Source organism: Mycobacteriales bacterium, assembly GCA_030697205.1.
Taxonomy (GTDB): domain Bacteria; phylum Actinomycetota; class Actinomycetes; order Mycobacteriales; family SCTD01; genus JAUYQP01.
In genome coordinates this window covers 56,577-70,092 of record JAUYQP010000037.1, presented here as the reverse complement: position 1 = coordinate 70,092, position 13,516 = coordinate 56,577, and the positions used below count along the sequence as shown (strand labels likewise).

General features: G+C 69.0%; 12 protein-coding genes. 4 read left to right on the top strand and 8 right to left on the bottom strand.

Annotation, left to right across the window (positions count from 1 at the left end):
- Positions 1-108 precede the first annotated feature (108 nt).
- A complete protein-coding gene (locus Q8R60_11980) occupies positions 109-309 on the bottom strand; it encodes a helix-turn-helix domain-containing protein (GenBank protein ID MDP3713186.1) in 201 nt (66 codons plus the stop codon).
- A gap of 408 nt (positions 310-717) precedes the next feature.
- Here Q8R60_11980 and Q8R60_11975 point away from each other — a divergent pair, with 408 nt between their 5' ends.
- The 4 genes from Q8R60_11975 to Q8R60_11960 all read left to right on the top strand — a co-directional run bounded on the left by Q8R60_11975 (position 718) and on the right by Q8R60_11960 (position 4,515).
- Positions 718-1,899, top strand: coding sequence for an NAD(P) transhydrogenase subunit alpha (locus Q8R60_11975; protein ID MDP3713185.1), 1,182 nt, complete (start codon positions 718-720; stop codon positions 1,897-1,899).
- The gene (locus tag Q8R60_11970) at positions 1,877-2,179 is read left to right on the top strand and encodes a proton-translocating transhydrogenase family protein (protein MDP3713184.1); all 303 of its coding nucleotides are present in this window, start codon (positions 1,877-1,879) and stop codon (positions 2,177-2,179) included. Before Q8R60_11975 ends, Q8R60_11970 begins: the two co-directional genes overlap by 23 nt.
- Positions 2,176-3,591 (top strand): NAD(P)(+) transhydrogenase (Re/Si-specific) subunit beta, encoded by a 1,416-nt coding sequence (locus Q8R60_11965; protein ID MDP3713183.1) that lies wholly within the window; start codon positions 2,176-2,178, stop codon positions 3,589-3,591. Before Q8R60_11970 ends, Q8R60_11965 begins: the two co-directional genes overlap by 4 nt.
- 648 nt (positions 3,592-4,239) lie before the next feature.
- On the top strand, positions 4,240-4,515 hold the full coding sequence (locus Q8R60_11960; GenBank protein ID MDP3713182.1) for an SHOCT domain-containing protein: 276 nt from the start codon (positions 4,240-4,242) through the stop codon (positions 4,513-4,515).
- Between the two features lie 165 nt (positions 4,516-4,680).
- On the opposite strand, the gene Q8R60_11955 is transcribed toward Q8R60_11960, so the two are convergent.
- The 7 genes from Q8R60_11955 to Q8R60_11925 are packed head-to-tail and all read right to left on the bottom strand — an operon-like array spanning position 4,681 to position 13,477.
- The gene (locus Q8R60_11955) at positions 4,681-5,022 is read right to left on the bottom strand and encodes a LuxR family transcriptional regulator (protein MDP3713181.1); all 342 of its coding nucleotides are present in this window, start codon (positions 5,020-5,022) and stop codon (positions 4,681-4,683) included.
- Positions 5,019-5,756: a respiratory nitrate reductase subunit gamma gene (narI, locus tag Q8R60_11950; GenBank protein ID MDP3713180.1), complete on the bottom strand. Its 738-nt coding sequence runs from the start codon at positions 5,754-5,756 to the stop codon at positions 5,019-5,021. Before narI ends, Q8R60_11955 begins: the two co-directional genes overlap by 4 nt.
- Entirely contained in the window at positions 5,753-6,397 is a 645-nt protein-coding gene (gene narJ / locus Q8R60_11945; GenBank protein MDP3713179.1) for a nitrate reductase molybdenum cofactor assembly chaperone, read from the bottom strand. The genes narI and narJ overlap by 4 nt, the downstream gene beginning before the upstream one ends.
- Entirely contained in the window at positions 6,394-8,076 is a 1,683-nt protein-coding gene (gene narH, locus Q8R60_11940) for a nitrate reductase subunit beta (protein MDP3713178.1), read from the bottom strand. The genes narJ and narH overlap by 4 nt, the downstream gene beginning before the upstream one ends.
- 25 nt (positions 8,077-8,101) lie before the next feature.
- A complete protein-coding gene (locus Q8R60_11935) occupies positions 8,102-11,797 on the bottom strand; it encodes a nitrate reductase subunit alpha (GenBank protein ID MDP3713177.1) in 3,696 nt (1,231 codons plus the stop codon).
- Positions 11,794-12,195, bottom strand: a complete 402-nt coding sequence (locus Q8R60_11930) for a group III truncated hemoglobin (protein ID MDP3713176.1) — start codon at positions 12,193-12,195, stop codon at positions 11,794-11,796. Before Q8R60_11930 ends, Q8R60_11935 begins: the two co-directional genes overlap by 4 nt.
- A 46-nt stretch (positions 12,196-12,241) precedes the next feature.
- A complete protein-coding gene (locus Q8R60_11925; protein MDP3713175.1) occupies positions 12,242-13,477 on the bottom strand; it encodes a NarK/NasA family nitrate transporter in 1,236 nt (411 codons plus the stop codon).
- Between the last annotated feature and the right edge of the window lie 39 nt (positions 13,478-13,516).

Sequence of the window (13,516 nt, the reverse complement as noted above, 5' to 3'; positions counted from 1 at the left end):
GCCGCCGTTCGAGATGTCGTCGTCCGAGGTGGTCACAGCGGTCTTCGCAAGCGTCGGTGCCTTCATCGTGCAGTCTCCTGTCCGAGGCGTCAGCCCCAGCGTCGGACCTCAGCGACTTACACAGACGATCTGACACGCCCGACGCCCGGGGCGCCGGGAGCGGGCCGTGAACGCCGCTTCGCCCTCCTCGCGGTAACGAGCCAGGAGCTCGTAGAGCCACGACTTCGACACGCCGTACTCAGCGATGACCTCGGCCGGTGGGCGGCCCTCGAGGACGACGGCAGTGATGACCAGACGGGCTGCGGACACCCCACCAACGTCGGCACGGCTAGTCCGGGATGTCCTGAGACATCAGTCCGGGATGTCCTGACGCAGCACACCCTCAGCTCCACCCGTTGGCAGGGCCGCTGACCTGGGGGAACCCGCGTCAGCGGCCCTTGTCGTTGCCCCCCGCTCCACCGAGCAGAGTCCACTGACCGGCCAGCGGGCCAGCCTTGAAGGCGTTGCCGCTGGCGAGAAGGGGCAGTCCATCCGGACCGAGAAGATCGGGCCGCATCCGGGTACTTCCGTGGTGCCGCCCTCCTTGATCCTCCGTGGCTGGATGGTCTCCATCAAACCCGGCACAAGAGGCCACTTGCCGCACCGTGGGACCAAGGGGCGGCCGGCGGGGGACCTCCGTCCCTAGTCCGGATGGGTCGTACCTCTGAAGATGAGGCCATGACTCCCCCGACGGTCGGTGTGCTGGCCGAGACCGCAACGGGTGAGCACCGGGTCTCCGTCACCCCTGATGTCGCGGGTCAGCTGACCCGGCTCGGGTTCCGGGTGCTGGTCGAGGTGGGCGCCGGTCGTGCGGCCTGCTTCCCGGACGTCGACTACCTGGCCGTCGGCGGCGAGGTGCTGACACGGGGGGAGGTGCTCGCCTCGGCGCACCTGCTGCTGAGCCTGCACGTGCCAGACCCCGGCACCCTGAGCGAGGGTCAGGTGCTCCTCGGGATGCTCGCGCCGCTGGAGCAGCCGCAGTTGATGGCAGAGCTCGCAGACAGGGGTGTGATCGCGGTCAGCCTGGATCAGGTCCCGCGAACTCTCAGCCGCGCCCAGTCGATGGACCCGCTCACCTCGCAGGCGAACGTCGCGGGCTACAAGGCGGTGCTGGTGGCGGCCGACGCCTACCCGGGCTACTTCCCGATGCTCATGACGGCCGCCGGCACCGTCCGACCGGCGGAGGTCCTCGTGCTCGGGGCGGGGGTCGCCGGGCTCCAGGCCATCGGCACGGCCAAACGCCTCGGCGCGGTGGTGCGCGGGTACGACGTGCGCCCCGAGGCGAGAGGCGAGATCGAGTCCCTCGGAGCCCGGTACCTGGAGGTGAACGCCCTCACAGCCCTGAACGCCCTGGGCGAGGGCGGGTACGCCCGCGCCCTCACCGACGCCGAGGCCAAGGCCCAGCGCTGCGCGCTGCAAGACGCCATCGGCCACCACGACGTCGTCATCACCACTGCCCAGGTCCCCGGCCGGCGCCCGCCCGTCCTGGTCACGACGCAGGCGCTCGACCGGATGCGCGCCGGGTCCGTCGTCGTCGACCTCGCCGCCGGCCGGCTGGGCGGAAACGTCGAGGGCTCCGTCCCGGACCAGAGGGTCGTGACCGAGTCCGGCGTCATCATCATCGGCGCGGGCAACCTGCCGTCGGCGGTGCCACGTGCGGCCTCGACGGCCTACGCCCGCAACGTCCTTGCGGTGGTCGCCAGCCTCTACCCGGAGGGGCACCTCGTCCTCGATCCTCAGGATGAGGTGAGCGCAGCGATCGTCATCACCCAAGCCGGTCGTGTCGTCCACCCGGGCACAGCGGCGCTGTGCGCACGACAGGATCGGGAGGTAGATCGTGAGTCAGGTCTTGTTCACTGACATCGCCGTGTTCGTCCTCGCGGTGCTCATCGGCATCGAGGTGATCGGCAAGGTCCCCGCGACCCTGCACACGCCCCTGATGTCCGGCGGGAACGCCATCCACGGCGTTGTCGTCGTCGGCGTGATGCTCGTCGCCGCCGCCACCGACACGACGTGGGGGTATGTGCTGGCCTTCCTGGCAGCCCTGCTCGCGGCGGTCAACGTCGTCGGTGGCTACGTCGTCACCGACCGGATGCTGGGGATGTTCCGTCGGCCCCCGTCCCCGGAGCGCCGGCCGTGAGCGGCTTCCACACGGCCACACACCTGGTCTACCTGGCGGTGGCGGCGTGCTTCGTGCTCGGACTGCATCTGATGAACTCGCCCCGGACCGCGAGGCGGGGCAACCTGCTGTCGGCCGCTGCCATGGGCGTCGCCGTGGTCACCACGACCGCAGTGCTCGTCCAGGACGGCACGATCCGCCCGCGGGGGGTGCTCGTGCTCTCGGCCGGTCTGCTGCTGGGTGCGGCCGCGGGCGCCTGGGGGGCCCGGGTCGTCCAGCTCACGGACATGCCCCAGTTGGTGAGCCTGTTCAACGCCGCGGGCGGTGGGGCTGCCGCACTGGTCGCCTTCGTGGACGTCGTGCACCGCCACGGGAACGTCCCGTCGACCTCGACGGTGGCGCTGGCAGCGATCTTGGATGTCGCCATCGGCGCGCTCACACTGTCCGGCTCGCTGATCGCCGCGGGGAAGCTGCAGGGTGTCATCTCCGGCAACCCCGTGATGTTCCCAGGGATCCGGGTCGTGTCAGGCGGCTTCGCGGCGGTCGTCGTGGTCGCGGGTGGGGTCCTGTATGCCGGGAACGGCGGGACTCTCGCGCTCGTGGCCATCGGAGTGGCGGCACTGGGCCTCGGCGTGACGATGGTGCTGCCCATCGGCGGCGCCGATATGCCCGTTGTCATCAGCCTGCTCAACGCCTGCACCGGCAGTGCGGTGGCCATGGCTGGCTTCATGTTGGACAGCGTCGTACTCATCACCGCAGGAGCGCTGGTCGGTGCCTCCGGGGGCATCCTGACTCGGCTGATGGCCGTGGCGATGAATCGCTCGCTTCTGCACATCGTTCTGGGCGGCTTCGGCACCGCCGACACGGGGACGGGCGCGATGGCTCCCTCGCCCGGCGCCGGGATCCGCTCGACGACGGCCGACGACGTCGCGATCTCGCTGGCCTACGCCAGCAAAGTCGTCGTGGTCCCTGGGTACGGCCTGGCGGCGGCCCAGGCGCAGCACGAGATGGCGGCGCTCGCAGCGCAGCTCACCGCGCGCGGTGTCGAGGTGCTCTACGCGATCCATCCAGTAGCAGGTCGGATGCCGGGGCACATGAACGTGCTGCTCGCCGAGGCCAACGTCCCGTATGAGCTCATGCGGGACCTCGACGAGTCCAACGCCGAGCTCCCGACCGCCGACGTCGCCCTGGTCGTCGGTGCCAACGACGTCACGAACCCGGCGGCCCGTCGGCCCGATTCGGCTATCCACGGGATGCCCATCCTCGACGTGGACAAGGCCCGGAGTGTCGTCGTCCTCAAGCGGTCCATGGGGCACGGCTACGCCGGGATCGACAACGAGCTGTACGTCAACCCCCGTACCGGTATGTACTTCTGCGACGCGAAGGTCGGGATCGTAGCGATCAACGCTGCGCTCAAGGAGCTCGTGCACTGAGACCTTTCCCCTGCTGAGCGCGAGCCATGACGACGACGTGGTCATCCGGATCGGTCAGGTACGCGGCCTCGTCTCCCCAGGCCCGAAGGGACAACGGCGAGAGCAGCGCGGCGCCCGCCGCCTGCCCCGGTGCAACGCCTCATCCACCTCGGAGGTGGCGAAGTACAGCTCCGTCGCTGTCGGCAAGCCGGGCGCAGGAGGTGGGCTGACCGCCCCTGTGTTGTGCGCGTAGGCGGCACGCTGGTAGAGCCCTAGCCCCCGCCGATCGGAGCTCGGCATACGCGGGGATGCTCTCCACCTGCTCCAAGCCCAGGGCTCGCCGGTAGAACGCGGCAGCCGCGAGCGTGAGTTCTGGAGCCTCTTTACCGGGCAGCCATCGAGAACTGGTTCGGCTCACGAGCAGGCTGGCTCGCGCCGTCCTTGTCAGTAACGGTACGCACCAGAGGCCGTACGCCGACCTGCCGGGAGACCTCGTCGGCGGTTCGCTTCCAGCCCTCCCTTTCATCACGCCGAACACCCGCGACGACGGTCAGGGCAGCCCATGCGGCAGGGGGGCGGATGTCCTGAGTGCGCAGGACCTTGTCCCCTTCCCTCGCGGAGGCTGCAGGGGCAGGGTTCGCAACAGGACGTAGTGAAGAGGTGGTTCGGATGATGTTCTGGGACAGCGGACGAGGGGACTCGGTCGCATGGTGGGCGATGGGCCTGATGATGCTGATCTTCTGGGCTCTCGTCGTGGTCGGCGTCGCGTGGTGGATGCGGGGTGCGCCACAACGCCGAGACCCGAACTCGCCTCCATCCCCTTCGCGGCCTGCGGCCGCGCAGATCCTGGAGGAGCGATTCGCTCGAGGCGAGATCGACGCCGAGGAGTTCACCGTACGACGTGCTCTGCTCGCCGAAAGGGATACCGGGGCAGCCCGTCGCTGAACCACACATGTCCGCGGCGAGGAGGACGACCGTCTCCGCCGTGATCGCGCGCAGGCTGGCGATGAGCGCGGCAACGGGGCCAGTTCCCCGCTGCTTTTGTGTGTCCACAGCACGGCACTCAGGGTGGGTCGGGCCCGTGGGCTCGCTCCTTGAGCTCGCCTCGACTCACGTTTGTCGCGTTGCGACGGTGAGGAGGAAGACGGTGTCCTGGTCGGCGCGCACGGCGTGGGGCTCGTCAGGGATGGTGATCAGGCTTCCCGCTTGCCCCGCCAAGGACTGGCCATCTGTGGTCACGGTCAGAGCTCCGTGCAGAACCTGCACTGAGGCTTGACCAGGGTTCCCGTGCTCGGCGAGGCTCTCTTCGGCGAGCAGCGCGACCAGCATCTGGTGCATGGGCTGGCCGCGCTCACCGACCAGCGTCCGGGTGGCCCGTCCGCTCGCCGCGCGGGCGACGGTGAGGAGCTCGGCGCTGACGGCGGTCAGGTCGTTGACGGGTGCGTGCGTCATGTGCGATCTCCGGAGTCGACAGGCTCCCAGCCGCGACGGCTGCCTTGCAGGCCGAGCTGCGTGTCCACGCGAGAGCGGTACGGGATGTATGGACGGGTGAGGTATCCGAGCGGGGCCGAGAAGACGTGCACGAGACGGGTGAAGGGCCAGAACGCGAACAGCAGCCAGGCCAGTTCGACGTGGAGCTGGAAGCCCCAGGGCGCTGCCTCGATCAGGGTGCTGTCGGGGCGGAAGGACAGCACCGAGCGAAACCAGGGCGCGACGGTCTGCCGGTAGTCGTGCGGATGTCCGAGGGCGTTGGACAGGACGGTCGTGAGCAGCCCGGCGAGGATGGTCGCGCCAAGCACCACGTACATCGCCTTGTCGTTCTTGGTGGTGGCGCTGAAGACCGGTCCGACCGTGCGTCGGCGGTAGATGAGGATCGCCATCCCGACGACGGTCGCCAGGCCCGCGATCGTGCCGAGGGCAAGGGACGCTCCGTGGTAGAGGCCCTCCGAGACGCCCACGGCGTCCGTCCAGGTCTCGGGGACGAGCAGGCCGACGACGTGGCCGCCGGCGACCCCCAGGATCCCGAAGTGGAACAGCGGCGACCCGAGCCGAAGGAGGCGCTTCTCGTACAGCTGGCTGGACCTGGTGGTCCAGCCGAACTTGTCGTAGCGGTAGCGCCAGAGGTGTCCGCCGACGAAGACGGCGATGCTGACGTAGGGGATGATCACCCACAGCAGGAGGCTCATCGGCGGGTCGCCCCCATGTACTCGGGCGGGGCGAACGGCTCGAGCCCGACCTCCTCTTCGGGGGGGCCGGTCCGCGCCAGGTCCATGGCCCGTTCCAGGTCCTGCGGGGCAGGGTCGGGCAGGACCGCGCGAATCAGGCAGAGGGCGTGGACGTACGCCGACCCGGCATCGGCGAGGGCGAGCCGGATCAGCTCGATCCCGGCGCGGTTCTCCGCGAGCAGAGTCAGCCCGGCAGCCAGGTCACCGGCGGCGGCGAACTCGCACACGACCGACAGGTGGTCGGGGAGCTCATCACCGATGAGCTCGCGCCCGGCGCCCTTGTAGGCGTGCGTGAACTTCAGCAGAGCCATCCCTCGCTTTCGGGTGTCGCCGAACGCGAAGTACGTGAGGTACAGACAGCACCTACGTCGCAGGTCGAACAGGTCCACGTACGCCTGCTCGGCCTGGTGCTGCTCGAGGCCCTCGAGGTGGTCGACCATCCGCCGCAACGATGAGGCGGCCTCCTGGGGCAGAGCGTCGGCCGCCTCACGAAGCAGCGGGAGCTGCGCGTACAGCGCCGCGTCGGGGTAGCCGAGCAGCAGGGAGGCGGCCTGCAGCGCGATCACCTGGTCGGCGGCCGAAGGGCTCTTCCGCCTGCTCATGTCGGCTGCTCATCCGGGTCGCGTGTCGGTGGCAGGTACGCCCCGCCGTTGCCGTCCCAGTTCAGCAGGTTGATCCGCTCTCGGCCGTCGGACGGGTCGACGAAGGTGTCCGAGCGCTGCCGCTGCTTGAGCATGTGGAAGTTCTCGACGGCAACGGGAATGGCGCCGCCCGAGGACTCGCCGAACGGCCCTGAGCCACCCATTCCCGGCCCGTCCTCGTAGTCGAGGGAGCACTCGGTGGCAAGCTCCTCCAGGGAGTGCGCCATCTGCAACGGGTCGCGGTCCTCGGAGTGAGCTGTCGGGATCACGTACCGCTCGTCGTACTTCGCGATCGCCAGCAGCCGGTGCATGTCCTCGATGTCCTCCGGGGTCATCCCGACGGCATCGGGGATCGACAGGTCGGGCTCCCGCCCGAGGTTGATGTCGCGCATGAACGAGCGCATCGCGGCCAGCCGGGCCAGCACGTTGCGGACCGGAGTCGGATCCCCGGCGGTGAACAGCTCCGCGAGGTAGTCGACCGGGATGCGAAGGGTGTCGATGGCGCCGAACAGGTTGGGGGCGTTCTCGCCGTCGTGGCCGGTGTCGGTCAGCGAGTCGACCACCGGCGACAGCGGCGGGATGTACCAGACCATCGGCAACGTGCGGTACTCCGGGTGCAGAGGCAGGGCCACCTCGAAGCGGTTGATCAGCGCCCACACCGGGGACCGCTGGGCCGCGTCGACCCAGTCCCGCGGGATGCCCGCATCCTCCGCCGCCTGCTGCACCGCGGGGTCCGAGGGGTCCAGGAACACCTCGCGCTGAGCCTGGTAGAGGTCGTGCTCGTTGGGCACACTGGCCGCGTCCAGCACCTTGTCAGCGTCGTACAGCACAGCACCGATGTAGCGCAGTCGGCCCACGCAGGTCTCGGCACAGACCGTCGGAAGCCCTACCTCGATCCGGGGGTAGCAGAACGTGCACTTCTCGGCCTTGCCGGTCTTGTGGTTGAAGTAGACCTTCTTGTAGGGGCAGCCGGTAACGCACATGCGCCAGCCCCGGCACTTGTCCTGGTCCACCAGGACGATCCCGTCCTCTGCGCGCTTGTAGATCGCGCCCGACGGGCACGACGCCGCGCAGGCCGGGTTGAGGCAGTGCTCGCAGATCCGGGGCAGGTAGAACATGAACGTCTGCTCGAAGTCCAGGGTGATCTTCTCGCTGATCTTCTGCAGGATCGGGTCGTCCTCGGTGAGCTTCGGGCCGCCACCCAGGTCGTCGTCCCAGTTCGCCGACCACTGGACCTTCATGGTCTTGCCCGAGAGCAGCGACGTCGGCCGCGCGACCGGGCTGTGCTGCTGCGCCGGGGCGTTGGTGAGGGTCTCGTAGTCGTAGGTCCACGGCTCGTAGTAGTCGTTGATGGAGGGCATCAGCGGGTTGGAGAAGATGCTGAGCAGCTTCTTGACCCGGCCGCCCGCACGAAGGGTCAGTCGGCCGCGCTTGTTCAGCGTCCAGCCGCCCTGCCAGCGCTCCTGGTCCTGGTAGGTCCGCGGGTAGCCCTGGCCCGGTCGCGTCTCGACGTTGTTGAACCAGACGTACTCGACCCCGCTGCGGTTGGTCCACGCCTGCTTGCAGGTGACCGAGCAGGTGTGGCAGCCGATGCACTTGTCGAGGTTCATCACCATCGCCATCTGGGCCATGACTCTCATTGCCGTCCTCCGGCCGGACGCCTCATCAGTACTCCACCTGCTGCGAGCGCTTACGGATCCTGGTGACCTCGTCGCGCTGGTTGCCGGTGGGGCCGAGGTAGTTGAACGCGTAGCTGATCTGCGCGTACCCGCCGGCGAGGTGGGTCGGCTTCATCAGCAGTCGCGTCAGGGAGTTGTGGATGCCTCCGCGCTTGCCGCTGGTCTCGGCGATCGGCACGTCGATCGTCCGCTCCTGCGCGTGGTGCATGAACACCGTGCCCTCGGGCATCCGGTGGCTCACGATTGCCCGCGCGACGACGACGCCATTGCGGTTGACGGCTTCGATCCAGTCGTTGTCCTCGATGCCGACCTTGTCCGCGTCCTTGTTGCTCATCCAGATGGTCGGGCCGCCGCGGGACAGGCTCAGCATGAACAGGTTGTCCTGGTACTCGGAGTGGATGGACCACTTCGAGTGCGGCGTCAGGTACCGGACCGTGACCCCGAGTTCGTCGATGCTCCCGAGACGGGGTTCGGCGAACAAGCCCTGCATGTCGAGCGGCGGTCGGAAGACGTTGAGCTGCTCCCCGAACGAGGTCATCCAGTCGTGCTCGACGAAGAAGTGCTGCCGCCCGGTGAGGGTGTGCCAGGGCTTGGACCGCTCGACGTTGATGACGAACGGTGAGTAGCGGCGGCCGCCCGCCTCGGATCCGGACCACTCCGGTGACGTGATCACCGGGGTGGGTCGGGCTTGGGTGTCGGCGAACGTGATCTGCTTGCCCTCGTGCTCGGCGGCCAGGTCGTGCAGGGCCGTCCCCGTTCGCTTCTCCAGGGTCTTGAAGCCCTGTACGGCAAGGTGTCCGTTCGTCGTAGGCGCCAGAGCAAGGATCGCTTCGCACATGTGCACGTCCCGGTCGAGCCTGGGTCGGCCGTCGGCGACGCCGCCACGGACCGCGCCGTTCTTGGCCTTCAGGTAGGCCACCGGCGCGGTCAGGTCGTAGGTCACGCCCTTTGTCGTCGCGCCGAGGGTGTCGGCCAGCGGACCGAGGGCGCCCATCTTGGCGGCGATCTGGGTGTAGTCCCGCTCGACCAGCGTCAGCTTCGGGAAGTTCACGCCGGGCACCGGCACCGTGCCGTCGGCGCGCCAGTCGCTCACGATCCCGGAGGGCAGCGACATCTCGTCGGGGGTGTCGTGGGCGAGCGGTGAGGCCACCAGGTCCATGCGGGTGTCGAGGTGGCCGGCCGCTTGCGTGCTGACCTCCTTGGCCAAGGCGAAGAAGATGTCGAAGTCGGTGCGGGTCTGCCACGGCGGCGAGATGGCCGGGCTGAACGCGTGCACGAACGGGTGCATGTCGGTGCTCGACAGGTCGTGCTTCTCGTACCAGGTGGCGGCCGGCAGCACGACGTCGGCGAACAGGGTCGTGGAAGTCATCCGGAAGTCCAGGGCGAGCAGCAGGTCGAGCTTGCCCTCCGGCGCCTCCTCCCGCCAGGTCACGTCGCGGGGGCGCAGGCCCTCGGGGGCCTCCTCTGCGCGCAGTGAGCTCTCGGCGCCGAGCAGGTGCTTCATGAAGTACTCGTTGCCCTTGCCGGAGGAGCCGAGGAGGTTCGCGCGCCACACGGTGAGCACCCGGGGGAAGTTCTCCGGCGCGTCGGGATCCTCTGCGGCGAAGCGGATCTGGCCGTTGGCAACGCCGTGGGTGACGAACTCCGCGGGTGTCTGGCCCGAGCCCTTGATCGCATCGCCGAGGTCCAGTGGGTTCCAGTTGAAGGTCGGGTACGACGGCATCCATCCCAGCCGGGCGGACTGCGCCAGCACGTCAGCGGTCGTCATGCCCTGGAAGTCAGGAGCGGCGGTGGGTGAGGCGAACACGTCGACCTGGAACGGGTCGTACCGCCATTGCCCGGTGGCCAGGTACCAGTACGCGGTGCCGATCATCTGCCGTGGTGGCCGCTGCCAGTCGGTGGACATCGCGAGGACCTGGTGCCCTGTGAGCGGCCGGACCTTCTCCTGACCGACGTAGTGCGCCCAGCCGCCGCCGTTCACGCCCTGGCACCCGGTCAGGGTCGTCAGCGCCAGGAAAGCCCGGTAGATCGTGTCAGAGTGGAAGTAGTGATTCGTGCCCGCACCCATGATGATCATCGAGCGGCCCTGTGAGTCGACCGCGTTCTGCGCGAACTCCCGACCGATCCGCTCGGCCTTGTGCGCAGGCACGCCGGTGATCTCCTCCTGCCAGGCAGGGGTGCACGGGGAGGTCGGGTCGTCGTAGCCCGTCGGCCAGACACCAGGCAGGCCGTCGCGGCCGACGCCGTAGGAGGCGAGCAGCAGGTCGTACACCGTGGTGACCAGCCGCCCGGCGACGGTGCGAACCGGCACACCGCGCTCGATGACGCTGCCCGTCCCGTCGGCGCTGTCGAACCGGGGCAGGGCGACCACAACCGCATCGGAGCCGTACAGCGTCAGCAGCGGCTCGGTGTCGCCGAGCTCGAGGTTCCAGCGACCGGCGCCGTCGGGGCCGAACCGGTCGCCGAGGGTGCCGTTCGGCACGACCGCCTCACCGGTGGCGCTGTCGATGAGGACGGTCTTGAACTGCGCGTGCTCGACGTCCTGGCCGAGGTCGGCTGCTGTGAGGAACTTGCCAGGGACGTACGTACCGTCGGGACGCTGCGAGAGGCTGATCAGGAACGGCAGGTCGGTGAAGCGCTTCACGTAGCCGTCGAAGTAGGGAGTCACGCGATCGACGAAGAACTCGCGCAGCAGCACGTGCCCCATGGCCATCGCCAGCGCCCCATCGGTTCCGGGTGACGGCGCGAGCCACTCGTCGGCGAACTTCGTCGCGTCGGAGTAGTCCGGGGAGCAGACCACCACCTTCTGCCCCCGGTAGCGGGCCTCGGCCATCCAGTGCGCGTCCGGCGTGCGGGTCACCGGGACGTTGCTGCCCCAGAGCATCAGATAGGTCGCGTCCCACCAGTCGCCGGACTCGGGGACGTCGGTCTGGTCGCCGAAGACCTGCGGGGAGGCAACGGGCAGGTCGGCGTACCAGTCGTAGAAGGAGAGCAGCGGCGCGCCGAGCAGCGTGTAGAACCGGGCACCGGCGGCGTGGCTGACCATGCTCATGGCGGGGATTGGGCTGAAGCCGGCGACTCGGTCGGGCCCGAAGGCCTTGATGGTGTGGACGTGCGCGGCGGCGGCGATCTCGGTCGCCTCGGCCCAGGTGGCCCGGACCAGACCGCCCTTGCCTCGCGCGCTCTTGTACTGCTTGGCCAGGAGGGGGTTGGTCACGATGTCGCCCCAGGCGAGCACCGGGTCGCCGCCGTGCCGGGTCTTGGCCTCGCGGAACAGCTGCAGCAGAACGCCTCGTACGTAGGGGTACCGGACGCGGGTGGGGGAGTAGGTGTACCAGGAGAACGCGGCGCCCCGGGGGCAGCCGCGGGGTTCGTACTCCGGGCTGTCCGGGCCTACCGTGGGGTAGTCGGTCTGCTGCGACTCCCAGGTGATGATCCCGTCCTTGACGTAGACCTTCCACGAGCACGAGCCCGTGCAGTTCACGCCATGGGTGGAGCGGACGACCTTGTCGTGGCTCCAGCGGTCCCGGTAGAAGCTGTCGGCCTGGCGTCCGCCGATCTGGTAGAGCGCGCGGATGTCCGCAGAGACCTCGCCCTTGCGGAAGTGCCGACCCGCCCGGATCAGGGCCGCCGCGAGATCCCCGTGAAGGACGGTCTCGGGCTGTGAACTGCGACCTCTCACGATGCCCGGCTCACGATGTGGAGGACGTTCGGTCCTGTCAGCTGGCGCTGGAAGGCAGCGGCCACGCGACGGGCGGTCGCCTTGGCCTGCTCTGCGACGGGCCCGGTGGCATGCGCGTCCACCGTTGCCGCCCAGAGCTCGAGCCAGCGGTCGAACAGCGCGGGCGTCAGCGGGACGAGCTGGTGCAGCTCCCGGTGGACGAGCATCGGCTGACCGTCATAGCTCCCGGTGCCGAGCAGCGTGCGCTCCCAGAAGTCGCCGATCCTCGGCAGGTGCGTCGCCAGGTCGAGGTGAGCGGCTGCGAACACCGGGCCGAGCAGTTCATCTGTCACGGCGATTCCGTAGAACCCGAGGAGCAGGTCGTCGATGGCGTTCCGCGAGTCAAGACGGTCCGTCATCGGAGAGTTCCTTCCACCGGATGAACCGGACAGTAGCCCTGTGTCGTCACGCGGGCTGTGTCCTTCCTGCGGTCTGCATGCGTCGCACCGCCGTGGCAGTGAACAGCAGCGCGGCGGCTGCGACCCCAGCCAGCAGGAGCAGCCCTACGGCGTAGGAGCCCGCGCTGCCGTAGATCGAGCCCATGAGGAGAGGTGGGACGAACCCGCCGAGGCCTCCGGCCGCGCCGACGATGCCGGTCACTGCCCCTACCTGCTGGGGTGGAGCCAGCTGCGCGACCAGCGCAAAGACCGCACCGGTGCCGGCACCGAGCGCCGCGGCCATCAGCAGGAAGGCCGCCGTCCCGATAGGGAACAGCCGCGGGGTGAAGGACTGGACAGTGGCACCACCCGTGACGGCGATGAAGGCGCACGTCAGCACGGACGTGGGGTGGACCCGGTCGGACAGCCAGCCGCCCACTGGGCGCATCAGCACTGCCAGCAGCACGAAGCCGGCCATCTTGTTGGCGGCGTCCGTAGGTGTGAGTGCGTACGCCGTCTTGAGGTAGGTGGGCAAGTAGACCGAGAAGGCGACATACCCGCCGAAGGCGAGCGCGTACAGAGCGGAGGCCTGCCAGGTGATCTTGAGGGCTGCGGCGTTGCGCAGCCGAGCCAGCGTTCCGCCGACGCTTGTGATCCGGTCGGGCGCATCACGCAGCACCACCGCGGCAAGGGCGGCGTAGCCGACCAGCGCGACGGCGGTGATGAGGAACGGGGCCTGCAGGCCGTACGCCTTCGCGAGCTTCACCGTCGTGAGCGCACTGATGGCAGTGCCGCCCATCCCGGCGCCGAAGACGCCGATCGCGAAACCGCGACGCTCCGCGGGGAACCAGGCGTTGACGAAAGGGACTCCGATGGCGAAGGCCGTCCCGCCGATCCCGAGAAAGAACCCGCCCACGAGCAAGCCGGCGAGGGACGTGTGCCCAGCGAGCCCGAGGTAGAGGACCGGGACGACCGTGGCCAGGCTGACGATCGGGAACATCACCCGACCTCCGAAGCGGTCGGTCAGGGCGCCGACCGGAATGCGTCCGAGCGCCCCGACGATGACCGGTACGGCAACGACCAGCGCCTGCTGGAACGGCGTGAGCTTCAGCTCGGTCGCGAAGCGGATCGCGAGCGGGCTCAGCAGGGCCCAGGCCCAGAAATTGACGGCGAACCCGAGCACCGCGATGCCGAGCATCACCGCCGGTCGTGCGCCTGCGGCGGTGCCCTTCGCGATGGTGGTGGAGGGCACGGGGGCGGGCATGGGAGACCTCGGTTTTCGGAAGGCGGCTCACGACAGTGT